The organism is Thermostichus sp. OS-CIW-29 (genome assembly GCF_054058195.1).
In genome coordinates this window covers 1-20,400 of the sequence record NZ_JBSSAB010000043.1, presented here as the reverse complement: position 1 = coordinate 20,400, position 20,400 = coordinate 1, and the positions used below count along the sequence as shown (strand labels likewise).

The 20,400-nt window shown below is 59.4% G+C and carries 17 protein-coding genes; 6 read left to right on the top strand and 11 right to left on the bottom strand.

What is annotated here, in order from left to right; translation table 11 throughout:
- Positions 1–75 precede the first annotated feature (75 nt).
- Positions 76–1,371, top strand: coding sequence for a type III glutamate--ammonia ligase (gene glnT, locus ACVWZJ_RS12750; RefSeq protein WP_457396297.1), 1,296 nt, complete (start codon positions 76–78; stop codon positions 1,369–1,371).
- A gap of 63 nt (positions 1,372–1,434) precedes the next feature.
- On the opposite strand, the gene ACVWZJ_RS12745 is transcribed toward glnT, so the two are convergent.
- The 5 genes from ACVWZJ_RS12745 to ACVWZJ_RS12725 all read right to left on the bottom strand — a co-directional run bounded on the left by ACVWZJ_RS12745 (position 1,435) and on the right by ACVWZJ_RS12725 (position 5,608).
- Positions 1,435–2,301 carry a shikimate dehydrogenase gene (locus ACVWZJ_RS12745; protein ID WP_457396296.1) on the bottom strand — a complete coding sequence of 289 codons (867 nt, stop codon included), beginning with the start codon at positions 2,299–2,301 and terminating at the stop codon, positions 1,435–1,437.
- A gap of 62 nt (positions 2,302–2,363) precedes the next feature.
- Complete coding sequence (locus ACVWZJ_RS12740) at positions 2,364–2,867, bottom strand: hypothetical protein (protein WP_011432640.1); 504 nt, start codon at positions 2,865–2,867, stop codon at positions 2,364–2,366.
- Positions 2,868–2,914: 47 nt separating this feature from the next.
- Positions 2,915–4,225, bottom strand: coding sequence for a response regulator (locus ACVWZJ_RS12735; RefSeq protein WP_148202701.1), 1,311 nt, complete (start codon positions 4,223–4,225; stop codon positions 2,915–2,917).
- Between the two features lie 294 nt (positions 4,226–4,519).
- Entirely contained in the window at positions 4,520–5,161 is a 642-nt protein-coding gene (locus ACVWZJ_RS12730; RefSeq protein WP_457396294.1) for an SIMPL domain-containing protein, read from the bottom strand.
- Between the two features lie 135 nt (positions 5,162–5,296).
- Positions 5,297–5,608: a hypothetical protein gene (locus ACVWZJ_RS12725; protein WP_041436348.1), complete on the bottom strand. Its 312-nt coding sequence runs from the start codon at positions 5,606–5,608 to the stop codon at positions 5,297–5,299.
- A gap of 203 nt (positions 5,609–5,811) precedes the next feature.
- On the opposite strand from ACVWZJ_RS12725, the gene ACVWZJ_RS12720 reads away from it, so the two are divergent.
- The 3 genes from ACVWZJ_RS12720 (at position 5,812) to ACVWZJ_RS12710 (ending at position 7,760) form a co-directional block, all read left to right on the top strand.
- Positions 5,812–6,087 (top strand): DUF4404 family protein, encoded by a 276-nt coding sequence (locus ACVWZJ_RS12720; protein WP_011432644.1) that lies wholly within the window; start codon positions 5,812–5,814, stop codon positions 6,085–6,087.
- An 81-nt stretch (positions 6,088–6,168) separates the two neighbouring features.
- Entirely contained in the window at positions 6,169–7,479 is a 1,311-nt protein-coding gene (hemL, locus tag ACVWZJ_RS12715) for a glutamate-1-semialdehyde 2,1-aminomutase (RefSeq protein WP_011432645.1), read from the top strand.
- Between the two features lie 38 nt (positions 7,480–7,517).
- The gene (locus ACVWZJ_RS12710; protein WP_414406701.1) at positions 7,518–7,760 is read left to right on the top strand and encodes a hypothetical protein; all 243 of its coding nucleotides are present in this window, start codon (positions 7,518–7,520) and stop codon (positions 7,758–7,760) included.
- Here ACVWZJ_RS12710 and ACVWZJ_RS12705 read toward each other — a convergent pair.
- The 5 genes from ACVWZJ_RS12705 to murQ form a co-directional block, all read right to left on the bottom strand.
- Positions 7,757–9,157, bottom strand: coding sequence for a ferredoxin:protochlorophyllide reductase (ATP-dependent) subunit N (locus ACVWZJ_RS12705; protein WP_457396291.1), 1,401 nt, complete (start codon positions 9,155–9,157; stop codon positions 7,757–7,759). The two genes, ACVWZJ_RS12710 and ACVWZJ_RS12705, sit on opposite strands and share 4 nt — an antisense overlap.
- A gap of 41 nt (positions 9,158–9,198) precedes the next feature.
- A complete protein-coding gene (locus tag ACVWZJ_RS12700; protein WP_457388204.1) occupies positions 9,199–10,176 on the bottom strand; it encodes a protochlorophyllide reductase in 978 nt (325 codons plus the stop codon).
- 158 nt (positions 10,177–10,334) lie between these two features.
- Complete coding sequence (bchL, locus tag ACVWZJ_RS12695; protein ID WP_041437180.1) at positions 10,335–11,171, bottom strand: ferredoxin:protochlorophyllide reductase (ATP-dependent) iron-sulfur ATP-binding protein; 837 nt, start codon at positions 11,169–11,171, stop codon at positions 10,335–10,337.
- A 371-nt stretch (positions 11,172–11,542) separates the two neighbouring features.
- Positions 11,543–12,829: a recombinase family protein gene (locus tag ACVWZJ_RS12690; protein WP_457396290.1), complete on the bottom strand. Its 1,287-nt coding sequence runs from the start codon at positions 12,827–12,829 to the stop codon at positions 11,543–11,545.
- Positions 12,830–12,850: 21 nt separating this feature from the next.
- Positions 12,851–13,780 carry an N-acetylmuramic acid 6-phosphate etherase gene (gene murQ / locus ACVWZJ_RS12685; RefSeq protein ID WP_041436350.1) on the bottom strand — a complete coding sequence of 310 codons (930 nt, stop codon included), beginning with the start codon at positions 13,778–13,780 and terminating at the stop codon, positions 12,851–12,853.
- A gap of 368 nt (positions 13,781–14,148) precedes the next feature.
- Here murQ and ACVWZJ_RS12680 point away from each other — a divergent pair, with 368 nt between their 5' ends.
- Positions 14,149–15,549, top strand: coding sequence for a histidine phosphatase family protein (locus tag ACVWZJ_RS12680; protein ID WP_457396288.1), 1,401 nt, complete (start codon positions 14,149–14,151; stop codon positions 15,547–15,549).
- A 2-nt stretch (positions 15,550–15,551) separates the two neighbouring features.
- A complete protein-coding gene (locus tag ACVWZJ_RS12675; protein ID WP_457396286.1) occupies positions 15,552–16,934 on the top strand; it encodes a dihydroorotase in 1,383 nt (460 codons plus the stop codon).
- A gap of 88 nt (positions 16,935–17,022) precedes the next feature.
- Here ACVWZJ_RS12675 and ileS read toward each other — a convergent pair whose 3' ends face one another.
- Complete coding sequence (ileS, locus tag ACVWZJ_RS12670) at positions 17,023–19,866, bottom strand: isoleucine--tRNA ligase (protein WP_457396285.1); 2,844 nt, start codon at positions 19,864–19,866, stop codon at positions 17,023–17,025.
- Between the last annotated feature and the right edge of the window lie 534 nt (positions 19,867–20,400).

Here is a 20,400-nt window from a genome sequence, read left to right as displayed (position 1 = left end):
AGGACTTGGGTCATGGTTCTATCATAACTTCCGCATTCCTCCCGACACTGACCCTACGGGTACAGTGCGGGGCTCCTGCGATTTCTAGCTGAAATTGCCCGCGCCCAAGGGATCAACTACTTTCTGCTCTCTTTTACCGACCTGCTTGGGATCCAACGGGCCAAGCTGGTGCCTGCCTCAGTTATCGACTTCATGGCAGAGGGTCAGGCTGGATTTGCCGGGTTTGCTGCCTGGTTGGACTTGACGCCTGCAGACCCCGATGTGTTTGCCCAGCCGGAGCGCGAGCGCCTGTTTCAACTGCCCTGGCAGCCGGAAGTGGCCTGGATGCCTGCCGATCTAGTCCAGGTCAACGGGGATCCCTTGCCACAAACCCCCCGCTGGGTGTTGAAGCAGGTGTTATCCCAAGCAGAAGCCATGGGCTTTCAAGTCAAGACGGGGATCGAATGCGAGTTCATGCTTCTGTCGCCCGAAGAGTGGGCCATTTCCGATGAGCGCGACCAGCAGGCCAAGCCCTGCTATGACCAGCAAAGTTTGATGCGGCGTTTTTCGGTGATCCGGGACATCTGCGATGGCATGCAGAAGCTGGGCTGGGATCCCTACCAAAACGATCACGAAGATGCCAACGGCCAATTTGAAATGAACTGGCGGTTTGACGATGCCCTAGTTACGGCTGATCGCCACGCCTTTTTCAAATACATGGTGAAAAGCATTGCCGAAAAGCATGGCTATCGAGCTACCTTCATGCCCAAACCCTTTGCCCATCTGACGGGCAACGGCTGCCACACCCATATTTCTCTTTGGCAGGGGGAGCAAAACCTATTCGCCGATCCCCAAGGGGAATTGGGGCTTTCTCAACTGGCCTATCACTTCATCGGCGGGGTGCTACACCATGCACCTGCTTTGTGTGCCCTCACCAACCTGACGGTCAATTCTTATCACCGCCTCAATGCCCCCGTCACGCTCTCTGGGGCCACCTGGTCTCCCAACACAATCAGCTACAGCGGCAATAATCGCACCCACGCCATTCGGATCCCGGATGCCGGGCGGTTTGAACTGCGTTTGGCCGATGCTGCTGCCAATCCCTACCTTTTGGCTGCCGGTCTCATTGCCGCCGGTCTAGACGGGATCCAACACCAACGGGATCCTGGCCCCCGCTGTGACAACAACGCCTACACCGATCCCCTCCCCAATGCCCCAACGTTGCCCGGCTCTTTGGTCGAAGCCCTCAACCACTTAGACCAAAACACCCTGTTCCGCAGCAGGCTTGGGGATCCCTTTGTGAATGCCTACCTCAAGCTCAAACGCCAACAGTGGCAGGAATACAACCGTCAGATCACGCCCTGGGAGCGGGAAACAACCTTGGATTGCTAGCCCGGTAGTTGTTGTTATCTCATTACACCTTGAGAGAGGGCTTCCAACTGGCCTGGAGTGACCCTAAACCTGGGCCAACTGGTGTTGAGCTGCCTGCCGCATCACCTCTACTGGCACAGGCTTGCCTCCCAGCCAAAGCGATAGAGCCTTGGCCCCCTGGTGAACCAGCATCTCTAGTCCACTGATGGGGGTATGTCCCAACTCGGCGGCCATCCGCAGCAGAGGAGTGGGATCCGGCACATAGATCAGGTCGTAGACGATGGCACCCGGAGACAGCAGGCCCAGTTGCTCCCGGCTCAGGGGAGAGAGCCCTTGACCGGCGGGGGATCCCGGCTTGTGCATGCCCACGGGGGTGGTGTTGACCAAAAGCCGCGTCTGAGACAGGTAGCAATTCAACTCCGCCCAGTTCACCGTCTCCACCTGAGGCCAGGTCTGTTGCAAGGCCAGCAATGGGTTGGGGGATCGCCCTGCCACCCGCACCGGCCCCAGCCCCAACTCCAAACAGCCTTGGATGGCCGCCCGCGCTGCCCCCCCGGATCCCAGAATGAGGGTGGGGATCCCTTTTTCCAGACCCAGCAAAGGCTGCACAAAGCCATCGATATCGGTATTGGTGCCCGCCCACCCGCCCTCTGGCAAGGGGTAAACCGTATTCACCGCCCCCACCGCTGCTGCCCGCGATTCAATCTGATCGAGCAAAGGGAGAATGGCCTGTTTGTGAGGAATCGTCACATTAAACCCCCGCACCCCAATGGCCGCCAGCCCTGCCACCGCCGCCGCCAAGTGTTTTGGAGCCACCGGAAACGGCACATAGCAATAGTTTTCCCCCATAGCTGCCAAAGCAGCATTGTGCATGGCTGGGGATAAGCTGTGGGCCACCGGATCCCCAACCAGACCAAGCAATTGGGTGCTTCCCGAAATCCGACCGTCCACCGGCTCAGCCAACTCCTCAAGGGATCCCTGAAGTCACTCAAGATTTAAAGACGATTTAAAAACTACTGAGACTCCGACTCAACCCGCTGCAGAGTCTGCCGGTAGCGATGGCGCCAGTCGGCCAACGATTCTTCCGAAATGTGGTCGATCAAGGTGCTCATCTCCGCCAGGATCTGATAAACGCGGTCAAAGCTTTTTCGGGTTCGCTCTTCCTGCTCCGGTTGATGGATCTGCACCATGTATAAGCTCATCTTGATGGTTTGCAGGCGGTTTTTGCCCAAATCTTCCAGCATTTCCCGAATTTGCCCGATTGCCTCCCGCCTCACCTGTCTCTGCCGCCGTCGCAACAGCCAAAAGAGGATCCCGTGGATAACCCCCACCAAAGTGGCGCTGACCGCCGTTGCCGTTTCTAGCGAAAAAGCGCTGCGGCTGGCCACAAAACCACTTAGCAGAATCACCCCTATTCCTACCGCCGTCAAGACTAGCTCAATGTTGTTCAGGAACCATCTTCCTGCTGGTCTCCAGATCCCAGATCCGGCCACTTGACCCTGAAGAATGCCCATCATAGCCTTTTGCACCTCCCTTCCGTCTCTCCCGTTCGCTCAGCCCATCGCTACCTGCTCAGCCGCCCCAAGGCCAGGCGCGGTCTTCTACGGCTCAGTTGACGCTTCAGACAAAGCTGCCGGAGTTTTCGCCGCCGCAAGCGGAAGGGTCTATGGGCCAGGGATCCCGCTGTGGACAGTTCCGGTGCAGAAGCCTGCATTTTTTGGCTGAGCTCTTGATGGTGTTGGCGGAGATCCTCAATCTGCTTGAGGCGAGTCTCCAGCTCTCGGCGCAGTTCGGCGTTTTCTTTTTCCAGACGCTGCAGGCGTTTCAGCAGCTCTGAGGACTCCGTTCCGCTGACGCGGTCGGAAACTGGGATGGGATGGGGAGCAGTCACCACCGAGCTGTGCACATTCCTGCTATCTCGCATAGCCTGGGCAGCCCGACGCAACAGAGCCACCCCCTTGGGGTCATCGCTGTCCATGAGGCTGGCCGCTCCAAACTGGAGCTGTACCGGCAGCGCCCGTCCATTCACCACAAAGGGATCCTGAATCATTCGCTGGCAGCAGCGTTCGGCAGCAATTTGCGCAGCAGCCAAGGTGCTCCCGGAGAGCAGAATGATAAACTGCCCCTCGTCGTAGCAAAACAGGTCGTCTCCATCGCGCAGGTTATTGGCCAAACGCTCCCTAAACAGTTTGAGCAGATCAGCCCGACCGTCAGCATCCAGCCCTTGTGCCAGAGAACCGAGGTTGGCCAAGCGCAGCACAAACAAGCTGAGGGGTTCCGATTGGGCACGGGCCTGGGCCACCCGCAGCGGCAAACGAGCCACCAAATCCTGACGGTTACCCACCTCCAAACCAATCGACTTGGGGGGAGAGGGAGGAGATTTTTGCCCAGTTTTGAGCAGATATTGCTGGCGGCGACTTTCTACAATGCGCAGCCCTGCCCGCACCCGCGTCAGCAGCTCTGCAGCCTGAAAGGGTTTGGAAAGAAACTCATCGGCACCTGCCTCCAAAGCCCGCTCCATGCTATCGTTGCCCTCGCGGGCAGTCATGATGATGTAGTACACCCAGGCATATTCCGGCAATTGCCGCAGTTGGCGGCACAGGTCTAGGCCGTTCAGAGAGGGCATGACCCAGTCGGCAATGATGAGGTCTGGGGGTTGGCGGCGAATTTGCTCCAGCGCGGAGAGGCCATCCAAAGCATAAGAAATACTGCAGCCCTGCTTGCCCAAAAAGTTGGACAGCATCTCTGCCACCATGTAGCTATCATCCACAATCAGTACACGGGCTTGCAGACTGCCGTCTTGACTTCTGCCAGAGACGAGTTTCGCCTTCTCAGGCGCAGGAGCTGCACTAGCGCTCTCCGGTCTGGGATCCATAGATAAACCGAGGCAGGGTGGCGCGGGAAAGCAAACTACCCGCAACTTTCCATCGCTATTCTAATGAATGTGGTATCTCCATCGTTATTCTGATGCGGTAGCGAACAGCAGCCGCTTCCACTTTGCCGAGTTGGTTAGATGGATTGAATCACTCTTGAATCACTGAGACTTCGCTCGTCCAGAGCCGCTGTCTGTTGCTGCCCAAGGCTTGCTCTGACCAGAAGCCCTTTGGCGGGAGAGCTGAAATCTATGTGGTGAACATTTGTGAATTATTCGAGGCAACAGAGCAGAGGCTCAGTAACGGATCTCGAGGGTGACTTGGGCGCGCACGGTTTGCTGTCCCCCCTCCACCGGTGTGGATGCTGTTTCTAGACGGGCATAGTCGGCGCGGGCAAAGGGGATCGGCGGCGGGATCATGTAGCCATCGCTCTGAATCTGGATGCGCTCGACGGAACGGATGCTCAGGTTCAAGGCCCCCAGCACATCCTGGGCTTGACGTTGGGCATCTTTCACGGCTTGGGTTAGGGCGCGGCTGCGCGCTTCCAACAGGGTGGCTTCATCGGCCCGGAAACTGACCGATTCCACCTGGGTGGCTCCGGCGGCCACAGCTTCGTCCAGCACTTGCCCGGCTCTGGCCACGGGCACCTCGAATTGCAGACTGTTTTGCCCCTGCACACCCGTTAGGCGAGGCTGGCCATCCCGGTAGTCGTATTGCGGGTAGAGGGAAATGCCGGTGGTTTGCAGAGCGCCTACTTGCAGCTCCTTGAGGCGATTGACCAGCCGCTCTGAGCGTTCTGCCACCTGTTGTTGTACCGATTGCGCCGTCTCCCCCTGGATCACCACCCCCAAGCGAATGAGGGCAATGGAGTTCTCTACGGAGACCGATCCCTGTCCTGTAACCGTCAACATTCGGGATCCCTCAGCGGGACTGGCCATCGCTCCGCCTCCAGCGATTGCGTTCCAACCCAACAGGGCCACCGCCAGTACCAGGCCCAGCCACGCTACCCCCTTCAGCCCTTTCCAACCCCTGATCCCGTTCATTGCTTTCCCTTTCCATGGTTCAACCCCAGCCTACTCCCACCGCTCCTCAGCCTGATCCGACAAAAGCCCCAGCCACCAGTTCCCTAACCTCACCCAGCCGGTGCGTTCTTGCCCCCACGGATCCCGTATCCGCACACGGAATACCCGTTGATACTTGGAAGTGCTCCCGGAAAAAGGCCCCAGCCGCCAGTACCGTGCCTCCTGGCTCAACAGGGAGTAGCCCTGCTTTGCCGCCCACCGCTGCAGCAATTCTTGGCTGCGTCTTTGTTCCCAGACAAAAATTCCCATGAAAAGGGCAACAGCAACCGCTACCCATACTAGGGTCAATGCCAGCTCAGACATGGGGGTAGACAGCAAGGCTACTGCCCATCCTATGGGAGTTGCTCCAATGCTGGGATCCCCGGCGGTCAAAGTTCACCTTCGTCGCCTCACCCGCCCTCAGACCTTGGACAAAGAGATCCCTGCTTCAACCCATCAGACCGTATGATTGAGGCAGGGTGGTCAAAACTCAATCGGTTCTCAAGTCGTTAAGGTCTCTTTACAGAATGGCCGAATCGAAACTGCGACAACTGCTGCGCGATCTGGATGTTGAGCTGCAAAAAACCCCTGGCCTGGACGAAAAGCAGCGGCAGCACATTGCCACCATTCGCCAGGAAGTGGAAGCGGTGCTGGCCGAGCTGGGATCCCGAACCGAGAGCAAACAGAGCCAAGGGCATAGAGATCGCATTGGAGAGGCGCTGGGCCTGTTCGAGACCTCCCATCCCAACCTTACCCTGATCCTGGAGCAGGTGATCGACACACTGGCAGGGATGGGTTTGTAGTTTCATGGTCGGTAAAAGGGCTCACCAGAAAGCTCCCTTGCTTGCTAGCCTTGGTAATGCGTTGAAAGCTCCTTATGCTCTATGACCAGCACTCTCCACTCCACCTCGTTTAACACCACCCGCTCCAAGCAGGTTTTTGCCCGGGCACAAAGCCTCATGCCGGGGGGGGTTAGTTCTCCGGTACGGGCCTTCAAGTCGGTGGGCGGGGATCCCGTCGTGTTCGACCGTGTCTCAGGGGCCTACGCCTGGGATGTGGACGGCAACCAATACATCGACTACATCGGCAGTTGGGGGCCGGCGATTGTTGGCCACGCTCACCCCGAGGTCATTGAGGCTCTGCGCCGAGCTTTGGAGAAAGGCACCAGCTTCGGCGCCCCTTGCGTTCTGGAAAATGAGCTGGCGGAGCGGGTCATTGAGGCGGTGCCCAGTGTGGAGATGGTGCGCTTTGTCAATTCCGGCACCGAAGCTTGCATGGCGGTGCTGCGCTTGATGCGGGCCTATACCGGTCGGGAAAAGGTGATCAAGTTTGAGGGCTGCTACCACGGCCATGCGGACATGTTTTTGGTGAAAGCCGGTTCGGGGGTGGCCACGCTGGGCTTGCCAGACTCGCCGGGGGTGCCCAAGGCAGCTACCAGCGCTACGCTGACGGCTCCCTACAACGACCTGGAGGCAGTCAAGGCCCTGTTTGAACAGCACCCCGACTCCATTGCCGGAGTCATCCTAGAGCCGGTGGTGGGCAATGCCGGCTTTATTCCCCCCCAGCCGGGCTTCTTGGAAGGCTTGCGAGATCTCACCCAAAAGTACGGGGCCCTGCTGGTATTTGACGAGGTGATGACCGGCTTTCGCATCAGCTATGGCGGTGTACAGGCCAAGTTTGGGGTCATCCCCGATTTAACGACCCTGGGCAAGGTCATCGGCGGCGGCCTGCCGGTGGGGGCCTACGGCGGTCGGCGAGAAATTATGGAAATGGTGGCTCCAGCGGGGCCGATGTATCAGGCAGGGACTCTTTCCGGCAACCCCCTGGCCATGACAGCAGGGATCCAGACGCTGGATATTTTGCGTCGTCCGGGCACCTACGAGTACCTGGAGCGGATTACCGAGAAGTTGGCAACAGGGCTATTGCAGATCGCGCGGGAAACGGGGCATGAGATGTGCGGGGGCTATCTGCCCGGCATGTTTGGCTTCTTTTTTACTGCCGGCCCGGTGCGCAACTACGAAGAGGCCAAGACTTCCGATCTGCAGAAATTTGCCCGCTTCCATCGCGGCATGTTGGAGCGGGGAGTATATCTGGCGCCCTCGCAATTTGAGGCCGGCTTCACCTCCCTGGCCCACACAGAGGCCGATGTGGAGAAAACTCTAGCCGCCGCGCGAGAGGTGTTGAGCACCCTCTGAGTCTGCAATTCACCCTCTTTCGAGCCGGGATCCCTGCTATGGCCGAGCACATCCACCGCAACTGGAGCATCACCACCCAAGCTACAGAGAAGGGGTTTATCTTTCGCTGCCGACTGCTCCAGCAAGATGGCTCTTGCGAGTCGGAGATTGGCACCAAAGCCTACGGCTACTTTCAAAACGAGGCCGAAGCTATTCTGGCGGGCATGGTCTGGATCGACCGGCAGCAACTGCCGGATCACCTGGACGGCCTACTGTTCGACAACGAAGAGCCGGAGAATTAGACAGGGGCTTCTTCCCGCACCAACCGTTCCCAACCCAAGCCTTTGAGGGCTGCATTGCGCCGCAGCGGTCGGGTCACCAGCTCCAGCAGAGCCTGGGTGTTGCCGAAGCCGTGGATCTGGGCGAAGGTGAACTCCACCGACCACTTGGTGGTTATCCCCCGTGCCTCTAGGGGGTTGGCGTGGGCCATACCTGTGATCACCAGATCCGGCTGCAGGGCCTTGATGCGCTGGATTTGGTTGTAGTTATCCGGCTTTTCTACGATGGTGGGCTTGGGCACTCCCATCTCTTCGCAGGTGCGCTCCAAGAGGGCCAGCTCAGCCGCTTGGTAGCGTTTGTCCATGTAAGGGATCCCGATTTCCTGCACCGTCATGCCGCAGCGCACCAAGAAACGGGCCAGCGAGATCTCCAGCAGGTTATCGCCCATGAAGAAAACGCTTTTGCCCCGCACCAGCTCCAGATAATCCCGAACTTGGGGATGGCTCCACACTTCCGCTTCCCGCTCTGCCAAGCCTTGAGTCGGGATCCCCAATTCGCGGGCAATGGCTTCTATCCAGGCGCGGGTGCCATCCGGCCCGATGGGAAAAGGAGCGGTGATGAGCTTAGCCTTTTTGCGGCGTACCAGCGTGGTGGCTGTGCGGCTGAGGAAAGGATTCACCCCCACCACATAGGTGCCCGGCTCGATGGCCGGCAGCTCCCCATAGCGTTTGGCCGGCAACCAGCCGGAGACGCGGATCCCGTGTTTCTTCAGCTCCAGGGTGAGTTGGGTAACCACCGGATCGGGCACCGAGCCGAAGATCACCAAGGGGGGATGCTTGTGGAAGCCTTCCTCCTCTTTCTTTTTTCCGGAGCGGAGCCCGTAGAAAAGGGCCTGGAGACCCCCGCGGGTTTCCTGCTCCTCTGCCCGCACCTGCTCTGGGCAGCGCTGAGCCATCGAGGCCAAAACCGTATCTTCCCCTTGGGTAAAGGCGTAGTCGAGGCCATTGGCCCGGGCCACCACAATCGGGATCCCGATCTCCCCTTCCAGCTTCTGGGCTAGGCCCTCCAGGTCCATTTTGATGATCTCGGTGGTGCAGGTGCCGATCCAAACAATCACGCTGGGATTGCGATCCCGCTGAATTTGCAGGCACAGCCGCTTCAGCTCCTCATAGTCGTTGAGCTTGGCGCTAATATCCCCCTCTTCCAGCTCCGCCATGGCATAGCGGGGCTCGGCAAAGATCATCACCCCCATGGCGTTTTGCAGAAAGTAGCCACAGGTTTTGGTGCCGATGACCAAAAAGAAGCTGTCTTCAATTTTTTGATAAAGCCAAGCTACACAACTAATCGGGCAAAAGGTATGGTAGTTGCCGGTTTCGCACTGAAAGTTAAGGGCATTGGCACTATCCAAAGCAGCATTCATGCTCGTCTCCTAACAACATATAAAGAGGGGAACATTTCGGGCTAAAGGGCCGCCAACTGGGGCACACCCACCAATTTTTCGCTGAGATCCCAAAGCAGTTTGGCCTTGGCATCGTCTGCCGCCTCGTCAGAGACTTCTTGGTTAAAGGGCTTGGCATTCTTGCGTTGCCGGTTACCCCAGCTCCAGTAGAATCCCGACCGACGAAACTCGGGATCGGCCACCACTTGGGCCACCCGCTCTCCGGCCAATTCCTGAGAAACAAATCCGCCCGTGATGTTTTTTTGAAACCAGGGGAAAAGTTTTTGAAACAGGGGATAGTGATGGCGGAACAGAGCCGTGGTGGCTACACACCCCGGATAGAGGGAGAGGAACGTGATGCCAGTGCTCTCATGGAAGCGGCGGTGCAGCTCGCGCATGGTGAGGATATTGCAGACTTTGCTGTCTTTGTAGGCTTTCACCGGTTCAAATTTGCCGCCGTCCGCCATGCTGATGGGATCCTTGAAGCCCTGGGCAAATCCCCGCAGATCCCCCAGGTGGGGTTGGGGTGGGATCTTACCCCCCAGCTCCTTGGGATTGTGGGTAACCGTGCCCAAGATCACCAGCCGCCGATCCGGATAGGTGGAGCGTTTCAGATCCTCCAACATCAAATGGCAGAGCAAGAAATGCCCCAGATGGTTGGTGGCCATGGTCAGCTCATATCCTTCCGGGCTGCGCAGGGGCTGCTTGAGCAGGGGCATGTAGATGGCGGCATTACAGACCAAGGCGTCCAAGGAACGGCCCCAGTTGCGGAACTGCTCGACAAACCGCCGCACGCTGGCCAAGCTGGCCAGGTCGATCTGCATCAGGGTATAGCTGCCCTGGGGGATCCCCACTTGCTGGGCCGCCCGGTAGGCTTTGTCCAGATCCCGACAGGCCATCACCACGTGCCAGCCGCGCTTGGCCAAGGCCAAAGCTGAGTATAGGCCAACACCCGAGGAAGCTCCGGTAATCACGACGGTGGGTTGCTCTTGTCCTTGCATATCCAACTCCTGTGCCATTTCCTTCCCAAAGCGGGATCCCTACAGGATCCATCTTGGGGGGGAAAGCGGATCGGACAACAAATTGATAAGGTTTGCGACAGTCTTCCGAAACAGTGGCTTCATCTTTGGACACACTGCCCAAGCCGGCAGGGGATCCCTTACACCAAGGCCAGTTGGCGGGCTGGAGTGTTGTAAAAGTCGGAGAGCAAAGCAAACAGCTCCCGATCCTCGGCAGGTTGGGGCACGATCCCTTCCGGACGGGCCAGCAGCTCATCGGCGATGTTCAGGTAGTACTGGCAGACAGGCTCCAGGCTGGGATCGGTTTCCGCCATCTCGAAGAGGGTCTTGCCCTTGACCCGCGAGACGCGAATATCTTCGATGAGGGGAAGCACCTCGATAACGGGCATGGGAACTGCCGAGACGTATTTGTCAATCAGATCCCGCTTACTGGTGCGATTGCCGATCAGCCCGGCCAACCGCAGCTTGCGGGTTTTGGCCTTTTCTCGCACCGAGGCAGCAATCCGATTGGCGGCAAACAGGGCATCAAAGCCGTTGTCGGTTACGATCAGGCAGTAGTCGGCGTAGTTGAGGGGAGCCGCAAAACCGCCGCACACCACATCCCCCAGCACATCGAAGAGGATGACATCGTACTCATCGAAGGCGTTCAGCTCCTTCAGGAGTTTGACGGTTTCCCCCACCACATAGCCGCCACAGCCGGCCCCTGCCGGGGGCCCACCCGCTTCCACGCAGTCCACGCCGCCGTAGCCGCGGTAGATCACATCTTCTGGGTAGATGTCTTCGTGGTGATAGCCCTTGGCTTCCAGGGTGTCGATGATGGTGGGGATGAGAAAGCCGGTCAGGGTGAAGGTGCTGTCGTGCTTGGGATCACAGCCAATCTGCAAGACCTTTTTGCCCCGCCTGGCCAAGGCCACCGAGATGTTGCAACTGGTGGTGGATTTGCCGATCCCACCTTTTCCGTAAACCGCCAATTTCACAGCGCGTTCCTCCATGGGGCAGACAAGGGACATTATCGGCAGCCAACCCGCCCCCTGAGAACTGTTGCGAAGGATAAAGGTGGATCCCTCAAAAAGCTAGAAGTTCCCAGATCTTGCAAATCGTCCTAAGAAAGTTCCCAGGGCTTCTCAAGTCGATTTTTGATGTTTTTCCCGATTTTAGTTTTAGATATACTTTCATCAGTGATCAAAAGAAAACAATTCCAGATGACAATTCACCCAAATCGGGAAGGATTCAGCTATGCCATGGCGCTGATCCCGTCCTCTTGGCTTGTCGCTGAGGCAGGTCTGGTCTGAGAAAGAATCAAGAATGGTCTCAATTCTGGGGGGAAGGTGGGGAGAACCCTTCACTCTCAGGGATCAAAGGCAAAAGTAACTCGCACCGCTCCTGCAGAATCCACCTCGATCCTGCGCAGGAATTCCCGCAGGTAGGCACGCCGTTCGGTCTCGCTGAGGTCTTGCCAGAAGGGCGGGATGGAGAGGGTTTGGATGGTCTGGGTGAGGTTGGCGGGGGGGAGTTGCTCCAGCTTTTGGGCCAAGCGGGCCGTCTCTGCTCGCAACTGGTAGCGACGCTGGGCCAGAGAGGCTTCGTCCATCAGTCCAGATTGCTGTAGCTCTTCCAATTGCCGCAGCCGCTCGGCGTTGGCCTGGATTTGGGCTTGGAGCTCTTGGCGGACTTGGGTGAGGGCTTGTCGATCCAGCGTCTGGGCGCGTTGGGGCAGTTGTTCGCACACCTGCCGGATCACCTCCTGCAGGACTTCGGTGTAGGGGAGGCTGTAGCGACAGGTTTGGCAGCGCAGATAGAGGTAGAGGGATCCGTTCTTTTTCCCCTTGCGAGGGGTGGTTTGCACAATGCGCAGAAGGCTGCCACAAGCGCAGCAATGAACCAGGCCGGCCAAAGCGCGGGGAGCACTGGCGCTGCGGCGAGGGATCCCTTGGTTGCGCTTGAGCCAGCGATCGATCTGGGCGGCTTCCGTACGGCTGAGGAGGGCCGGGTGAGTGTCCCGCAGGGTGGTGCCGTCGGCATAGGCCAGATCCCCGCGGTACACCGGGTTGAGCAGCCAGTTGCGTCCGGTGGCCACAGAAATCCGCTTGTGGTGTTTTTCCTCCAAGAAGCGCACCGCCTGCCGCAGGGATCCGTAGAGGAGAAAGTGCTGGAAAAAATCCTGAACGATGCTGGCCTGCCGGCGATCCAGCACGTAGCGTTCCCCTTCGCGGCGGTAGCCAAAGGGGGCAGGGCCAGGGGGGGGTTTGCCCGCCAGGCGGTTTTGGGCTTGGCTGCAGCAGAGGCGGCGGCTTTGCAACTGATGGGGGATCTCGGCCAGCAGGGGGATCCAATCGGCAGCCTTGGTGGGGGTTTGCAGGCCGGATTCGGTGACCAAGCTGAGGCGGATCCCGGAGTGTTGGATTTGCAGCAGCCGCTCGTGGATTTCATCCGCCCGATCCCCCAGATCCGCCAGGCGCAAGAGCAGCACTTCCTGCACCCAGCCGGCTGTGATGCGTCGGAACAGCTCCTCCAAATGAGTTCGGGATCCCCAATCGTGCAGGATGGGATCGGCCCCTCGCAACTTGAGCCAGGCCAACTCCTGTTCCGGCAAAGGGGCATGGGAAGGCGTGTAGAGGTAGCCGCAAACGCTCATGGACAAGCCATTCAACTATTGTCACCGCCGCTGCGCCAGAACGGAATCAAGCACCTGGCGAATGTTGCCCTGGGCCTGTTGCAAGTGCTGACGAGCTTCCTGAGCAGAGCACCCCATCAAGGCCACAAGGATCGCGGTTTTCACCTCTCCATCACAAGCCTGCAGCAATTGGGCAGCCGCGGCGGGATCCAGATCGCAGGCTAGGGCCACCATTCGCTCCGCCCGCTGCTTGAGCTTGGCATTGCTGGCCTGGAGATCCACCATTAGGTTGCCATAAGTCTTGCCCAAGCGGATCATCACCCCGGTGGAGATCGTGTTCAACACCAACTTTTGGGCTGTGCCGGCTTTCATGCGGGTGGATCCGAGGATTACCTCCGGCCCCACCAAAGGGGCAATAGCAATATCCACCTGCTCGGTTAGAGGAGAAGGGTGATTGCAGGCCAGGCCAATCGTGAGCGCCCCAATACTTCTGGCGGCTTGGATCCCACCCAGCACATAGGGGGTACGACCGCTGGCGGCAATTCCCACAACACTATCTTGAGCTTGGAGGTGAAGACCCTCCAGCGCGCGGGCAGCCGCTTCTGCGTCGTCCTCTGCACCCTCTACCGCCTGGGTCAGGGCTTTTTCCCCCCCGGCGATCAAAGCCACCACCTGTGCGGGGGAAGTGCCAAAAGTGGGTGGGCACTCAGCCGCATCCAGTACCCCCAGCCGACCTGAGGTTCCTGCCCCGATATAGATCAGCCGCCCGCCGTGACGCATCCGCTGGGCAATGGCATCGATGGCTTGGGCAATCGGCTCCGCCTGAGCAGCCACCGCTTCCGGCACCTGCCGATCCTCGGCGTTGATCCGTTTCACCAGTTCCCAGGTGCTGAGACGGTCGATCTCGGCTGTAGCCGGGTTGGGGCTTTCGGTCAGGGATCTGGGATCCCAAGCCAATTGTGGAGAAACCATGGCAGCGCTTGTCCAGGCAAGAGGGATCCGCCTTCAGGGATCCTACACTTTGTCTTCTCGGATTCTATCGGTGGCAGGGGGCTCTCCTGAGGGAGCAGTGGAGGGAAAAACTGCGCCAACAGCACCACAACAAGGGCAAGGAGCACCAAGCCGGCCCCCTTCGCCAACGTCCATTCAACCAAAACCTCTGCCAGCGGAAACGCAGCGCGGCCATTCTCCAAAGATGCCCCCATCACAAGCGGCGACCAGCCCAAATACGCCTCAGTCGGCAGCCCAACCGGTGAATTGACGAAGGCGAGCGCCGCCCAGTGGCGGTACTCTAGAAGGTGTTCTAAGGACTCCGTCCCGCTACTGCGATGAGTAAGTCCATGCAAGCGATGGCAAGGACTCCGTCCCGCTACCGCGACCAGCCTGCCCTGCGCATCTTGATCGTGCGCCATGGTGAGAGCACCTTCAACCTGGAAAATCGCATTCAAGGCCGCTCCGATCTCTCCCGGCTCACCCCCACTGGAGAAGTGCAGGCGCAGCGTGTAGCCGAGGCCCTGGCCGGGATCCCGTTGGATTGCGCCTATTGCAGCCCCCTGTCTCGCGCCCTCGATACCGCTCGCGTCATTTTGAAAGACCGAGAAGGGATCCCTCTGCACGTTACCGATCAACTGCGGGAGATCGACCTGACGGCCTGGGAAGGGCTGACCTTTGCTGAGGTGAAGGAGAAATACCCCGAGGATTACCATCTGTGGCGGCACCATCCCGACAACCTGGAGCTGGAGGGCCGCTTTCCGGTGCGGGATCTCTGGCAGCAGGCGCAGGGGTTTTGGGAAATGCTGGCTTTCCATCTGCAATCGGCTTCGGGCCCCTGGAACCATGGAGCGGATCCCTCCCCAAGGCAGCCCCTCAATATCCTCATCGTGGGCCACAGCGGCATCAATCGCGCCCTGGTCAGCACCGCCATCGGCCTGGGGCCACACCACTATCACCGCCTTGGGCAGGATAACTGCGCCATCAGCGTTCTCAATTTTCCCGAGGGCCTGCAGGGGCCGCCACAACTGGAATCTCTGAACATCACCGCTCACCTCGGCCAAGCCCTGCCCAAGCGCAAGCAGGGGATGCGCATCTTGCTGGTGCGGCATGGGGAAACCCAATGGAACCGAGAGCGCCGTTTTCAAGGGCAGCGGGATATCCCCCTCAATGCCACCGGGGAGGAACAGGCAGCCAAGGTGGCAGAATTTTTGGCCACTCAACCTCTGCAACTGGCCTTCTCCAGCCCCCTGAAGCGCCCTTGGGCCACAGCCGATGCCATCTGCAGCAACCACAGCAACCTCATTTTGCGCCCAATGCCCGACTTGCAAGAGATCTGCCACGGCGACTGGGAGGGCAAGCTGCAAAGCGAAGTCGAAGCCGAATACCCCGGCGAGCTGGAGCGCTGGCAACGGGATCCCGCCAGTGTGCAGATGCCCAATGGGGAAAACCTTCACCAGGTGTGGGAGCGCACTCGCTCCGCTTGGCAGGAGCTTTTGGCCATCACCGCAGCCCAGTTTCCTCAGGGCACGGCGGTTGTTGTTGCCCACGATGCCATCAACAAGGCGATCATCTGTCAGTTGTTCGACCTTTCCCCCCAAGCCTTTTGGATCTTCAAGCAGGGGAATGGCGCCATTACGGTGATCGACTATCCAGAAGGCAAGGAGGGTGCCCCGGTTTTGAAGGTGTTGAACCTCACCACCCATCTGTCCGGCCAGATCCTGGACTGCACCACTGCCGGAGCTTTGTGAAGATGGGATCCTCTCCTCTCCGCAAGCTGACCGGTCGCGTTAGCGGGACGGAGTCCTTACCAGATGTGTGTCTCCAGAGAGTGCGCCTATTGGATCCCTTGCGCCAGCGGGATGAAGTAACCGATGTGTGGTTGCAAGAGGGTCGCCTGCGGGCCACCGAGCCGGCAGGGATCCCTGCCGACATCCCCACCATCGATGGCTCAGGCTGGGTAGTGGGGCCGGGTTTGCTGGATCTGTATGCCCACAGCGGCGAGGGGGTTGGCAACGGTCGCGTAAGCGGTGCGGAGCACTTTCTGGCCCACAGTCGGGAAACCCTGACCTCTTTGGCTGCAGCGGCTTTGGCGGGAGGCTTTACCCAGGTGGGGCTTCTGCCCACCCCCCTTCCTGGAACCGGCCTATTTCCGGTGCTGGATCACCCGGAACACCTGAACCGCTACCCCCGCCAACGTGGGGATCCCCGCTGGCTGCCCTGGGCTGCCCTGAGCGTGGGTGGCCAGGGAGAAACCCCAACCCCCTGGGGAGAACTGGCGCAAGCGGGAGCAGTTGGCTTTGCAGAGGTTCAGCCACTGCGCTCCTTGGCTCTGCTGCGGCGGGCTCTGGAGTATTTGCGGCTGGGGAAGAAACCCCTGCTGCTCTGGGCCTGGGATCCCACCTTGGCCGGGCAAGGCAGCCTTTACGAAGGGATCTGGGCGCTGCGCCTAGGGCTGAAAGGGATCCCTGCCAGTGCCGAAACTGCCGCTCTGGCCCGTCTCTTGGAGGTGATCAGGAGCGTTCCTTCCCCCCCGCCCGTGCACATCATGCGCCTGAGCCAAGCCCGCAGCCTGGAGCTGATCCAACAGGCCCAAGCAGAAGGACTGCCGGTTACCGCCAGCACCACTTGGATGCACCTGATCTTGTCCGAAGAGGCCGTCCTTGAGCATCGCTACGATCCCCACCTTCGTCTCCTGCCCCCTCTTCCCAGCGCCGGCGACCGGGAGGCTCTGATCGCCGGGATCCGTTCCGGCAACTTGGGGATCGCTACGGATCACCACCCCTACACCTACGAAGAGAAAACCCTGCCCTTTGCCGATGCTCCGCCGGGGGCGATGGGCCTGGAGCTGGCTCTGCCGCTGCTGTGGCACCATTTGGTAGAAACGGGATCCCTGACAGCGCTGCAACTGTGGTCTGCCCTCAGCCTGTACCCGGCCCGCTGCCTAAACCTAGATCCGCCCACCCTTACCCCCCACAGCGACTGGGTGCTGTTTGATCCCACCCACCCTTGGACGGTTTCTGTTGCCACTCTCCACTCCCGATCGCCAGCGACTCCCTGGCTGGAGAAAACCCTGTGCGGCAAGGTGTTGCACACCCATGTCGAGGGGATCCCATCCCGCAGCTCTGCCCCTTGATCCCGAAGAAGGCCGACAAGACCTGTCCGGAGAAAGAGCCAATTCAAAGAGGGGGATCCCTTCCCGCCAGCGGGACGGGGTCCCAAATTCAAAACTCCCCGGCCAGAGCGGCTACACAACGCTCACACAGCTCTGGATGTTCGGCAAATTCCCCCACACGGGTGGAATAGTTCCAGCAGCGCACGCACTTTTGGCCGTCAGCCGGAAAAACAGAGACCTCCAAGCCTTGACCTGAGGTTTTCTCCAGTTCCACCTGTGAGGTGATGAACAAGTAGCGCAACTCGGCAGCCCGCTCCTGCAAAAGAGCGTATAGGCTGGGATCCGCTACCTTCAGGATTACCTTGGCCTCGGTGGAAGCGCCGATGGGCTTAAAGGACTCCGTCCCGCTAACGCGACCGGTACGGGCTTGTTCCAGAGCCTTGTTCACCTCTTGGCGCACCTCTCGCAGCTGCTCCCAAATGGCCGCCAACTGGGGATCCCGCCAGTGCTCCGGCAGCTTCATCCACCCCCCCTCAAACACCGAACGGGTGGGCTTGGGATAGGGCAGATGGCTCCAAATCTCTTCGGCCAGGTGGGAGAGAACGGGGGCGATGGCCTTGGCCAAGTTCTCCAGCAACAGGGAGAGCACCGTTTGACATTGGCGCCGCCGTAGACTTTGGGCATGGCTAATGTAGAGGCGATCCTTGGCAATATCCAGGTAAAAGTTGGAGAGATCCACCACACAAAAGTTCTGAATCGCCTGGAAAAATCGGTAGAACTGATAGCTGGCAAAAGATTCGCCGATCTCGGATCCCACCTCGTGCAGGCGGTGCAAAATGTAGCGGTCTAGCTCCGTCAAGGCTTCAAAAGGAACGGCATCCTGAGTTGGATTGAAGTCGTAGAGGTTGCTCAGCAAAAAGCGAGCTGTGTTGCGGATTTTGCGATATACATCCGCCATTTGCCCAAGAATGGTCTTACCCAGCGGCACATCCCCGGAGTAGTCCACACTGGAGACCCACAGGCGCAGCACATCCGCCCCGTAGGCGGGATCCATCTGGGGATCTTTGCCGCCGTTAATTAACACCAGCGGATCGATGACATTGCCCAGGGACTTGCTCATTTTCTGGCCTTTCTCGTCCAGCACAAACCCATGGGTGAGCACCGCCTTGTAGGGGGCATGGCCGTTGACGGCCACGGAGGTAAGCAAACTGGATTGGAACCAGCCCCGGTGTTGGTCGGAGCCCTCCAAATACAGATCCACCGGGTAGCCCAGCCCTTGGGCCTTGGCCACTGCCGCCCAGGAGGAGCCGGAGTCAAACCACACGTCCATGGTGTCCATCCCTTTGCGGTAGGTGCGGCCATTGTGGCGGTACTTCTCCGGCAGCAGCTCTTCCACCGGGCGCTGCCACCAGGCGTCGGATCCCTCCTGGGCAAAAATGGCCTTGATGTGGTCGAGGGTCTCGGCGGTGAGCAGAACCTCGCCGGTTTCTTCGTCGTAAAAGACGGGGATGGGCACGCCCCAAGCCCGCTGGCGGGAAATACACCAATCCGAGCGCTCCGACACCATAGCGGTGATGCGGTTCTCCCCGATGGCCGGGATCCATTTCACGGTTTTAATGGCCTGCAGGGCCAGCTCCCGGAAGCCAGCTACAGACGCAAACCACTGCTCGGTCGCCCGGAAAATCGTTGGCTCTTTCGTGCGCCAGTCGTAGGGATATTTGTGGTTGTAGGGCTCTTCCTTGAGCAAAGCCCCCGCAGCCTGCAGAGCCTGGATGACAGCAGCATTGCCGCTGGTCTCCGGCTTCTTGGAGAGCACATCCAACCCGACGAACTGGGATCCGGCCTCGGCGGTAAATCTCCCCTGATCGTCCACAGGGCTGAGAATGGGCAGACCATACTTTTGGCCGGTTTTGAAGTCATCTTCCCCATGCCCCGGAGCTGTGTGCACAATGCCGGTGCCGGACTCGGTGGTGACATAGTCCCCCAGCACGCAGAGGCTGGTGCGGTCAAAGAGGGGGTGCCGTCCTTGACTGTATTCCAGGGCGGATCCCGGCAGGGTGGCCTTGATCTCCAGAGGCGTCTCCAGAACCTTCTCCAGCCGCTCCCGCAGATCGGCGGCGATCAACAGCAGGCCGAAGCGGGGAGACTCCACCACTGCATAGGTGAGCTTGGGGTTAAAGCAGAGAGCCAGGTTGGCCGGGATCGTCCAAGGGGTGGTGGTCCAGATGGCTGCCCGCAGGCCCGGCATGAAAGGCTCCAAAACCGGCTGCGCCGCCGGGCTGAGGCTCTGCAGGGGAAAGGCCACGTAGATGCTGGGGGAGATGTGGTTGTCAGGGTACTCCAGCTCCGCTTCCGCCAGAGCCGTCTGGGAGCTGGGGCTCCAGTGGACGGGTTTGAGGCCGCGATAGATGTAGCCCTTGAGGGCCATTTGTCCAAACACCTCAATCTGTGCGGCTTCGTACTCCGGCGACAGCGTCAGGTAGGGCCGATCCCAGGATCCCCATACCCCCAGGCGCTGAAAACTGGCCCGCTGCACATCAACGTAGTGCAGGGCGTACTCCTTGGCTTTTTGTCGCAGCTGCAGAGGGGTGAGGTTTTCCCGCTCCTGCGGAGTGAGGCTTTGCAACACTTTCAGTTCGATGGGCAGGCCGTGGCAATCCCAGCCGGGCACGTAGCGCACCTTGCGCCCCTGCAGGATGTGGTACTTGTTGACGATATCCTTGAGGATCTTGTTGAGGGTGGTGCCCATGTGGATATCGCCATTGGCGTAGGGCGGTCCATCGTGCAGGACAAAGGGATCCCCAGGATTGTGGTCGGCAAGGCGCTGGTAGATTTGCTCTTCCTGCCAAAAGGCTTGAATGGCGGGTTCTCTCTTGGCGGCCTCTGCCCGCATGGGAAACTGAGTTTGGGGCAGGTTGAGGGTACTTTTGTAGTCCACGGCAACTCGAGCCAACTAGAGGGCGTCCTTCTATCCTACGCTGTTGCCTTATCCTCAGCAGTCCATCCCTCACCTTGCCTCTTCATCGCTTGGGAGATAGGGGATCCGGCCAGCCACCTCGGTAAAGATTTGTGCTAGTCTCAGGGTGTCGTTGAGTAAGGGAGGTTCCTGCGGATGCCAGATAGTAGTAGTTGTAAGGGTCGTCAAGTTGGGTTCAGCCGGCTGTGCGCCGGGGCTGTTCTCTAACGGTCTGAACTTAGATCCTTCAGTCTGCTGAAGAGTCTTCGCGTTCTGGCTCGCTTGGAGTTCCTCCCGGCAGTCAGGTTCCAGTTGAAGGCCCGCTAGACCGCTCTTTCCCTGACCGCCTGTTGTTGCCTTGGGGGTGGGAGAGAGCGGATAGTTTTGCAGATAGCTGTAGCGGGGCTTGGAATGGACGGGCGTGTAAACTACCCGGCTCCGACCGCTAAGCGGTACGGAGCGGGCTTTCAGTAGCCCTGAGCCTGCTCTGCTCTACCAGAGAACAAAACAGGCCCGAACCTCTAGGCTGGT

Excerpts from the sequence above, each read along its gene's own strand:
- ACVWZJ_RS12740 (WP_011432640.1), bottom strand. The coding sequence starts at position 2,867 with ATGATGGGCATTCTTCAGGGTCAAGTGGCCGGATCTGGGATCTGGAGA.
- ACVWZJ_RS12735 (WP_148202701.1), bottom strand. The coding sequence starts at position 4,225 with ATGGATCCCAGACCGGAGAGCGCTAGTGCAGCTCCTGCGCCTGAGAAG.
- ACVWZJ_RS12730 (WP_457396294.1), bottom strand. The coding sequence starts at position 5,161 with ATGGCCAGTCCCGCTGAGGGATCCCGAATGTTGACGGTTACAGGACAG.
- ACVWZJ_RS12725 (WP_041436348.1), bottom strand. The coding sequence starts at position 5,608 with ATGTCTGAGCTGGCATTGACCCTAGTATGGGTAGCGGTTGCTGTTGCC.
- ACVWZJ_RS12720 (WP_011432644.1), top strand. The coding sequence starts at position 5,812 with ATGGCCGAATCGAAACTGCGACAACTGCTGCGCGATCTGGATGTTGAG.
- hemL (WP_011432645.1), top strand. The coding sequence starts at position 6,169 with ATGACCAGCACTCTCCACTCCACCTCGTTTAACACCACCCGCTCCAAG.
- ACVWZJ_RS12710 (WP_414406701.1), top strand. The coding sequence starts at position 7,518 with ATGGCCGAGCACATCCACCGCAACTGGAGCATCACCACCCAAGCTACA.
- ACVWZJ_RS12705 (WP_457396291.1), bottom strand. The coding sequence starts at position 9,157 with ATGAATGCTGCTTTGGATAGTGCCAATGCCCTTAACTTTCAGTGCGAA.
- ACVWZJ_RS12700 (WP_457388204.1), bottom strand. The coding sequence starts at position 10,176 with ATGCAAGGACAAGAGCAACCCACCGTCGTGATTACCGGAGCTTCCTCG.
- ACVWZJ_RS12690 (WP_457396290.1), bottom strand. The coding sequence starts at position 12,829 with ATGAGCGTTTGCGGCTACCTCTACACGCCTTCCCATGCCCCTTTGCCG.
- murQ (WP_041436350.1), bottom strand. The coding sequence starts at position 13,780 with ATGGTTTCTCCACAATTGGCTTGGGATCCCAGATCCCTGACCGAAAGC.
- ACVWZJ_RS12680 (WP_457396288.1), top strand. The coding sequence starts at position 14,149 with ATGCAAGCGATGGCAAGGACTCCGTCCCGCTACCGCGACCAGCCTGCC.
- ACVWZJ_RS12675 (WP_457396286.1), top strand. The coding sequence starts at position 15,552 with ATGGGATCCTCTCCTCTCCGCAAGCTGACCGGTCGCGTTAGCGGGACG.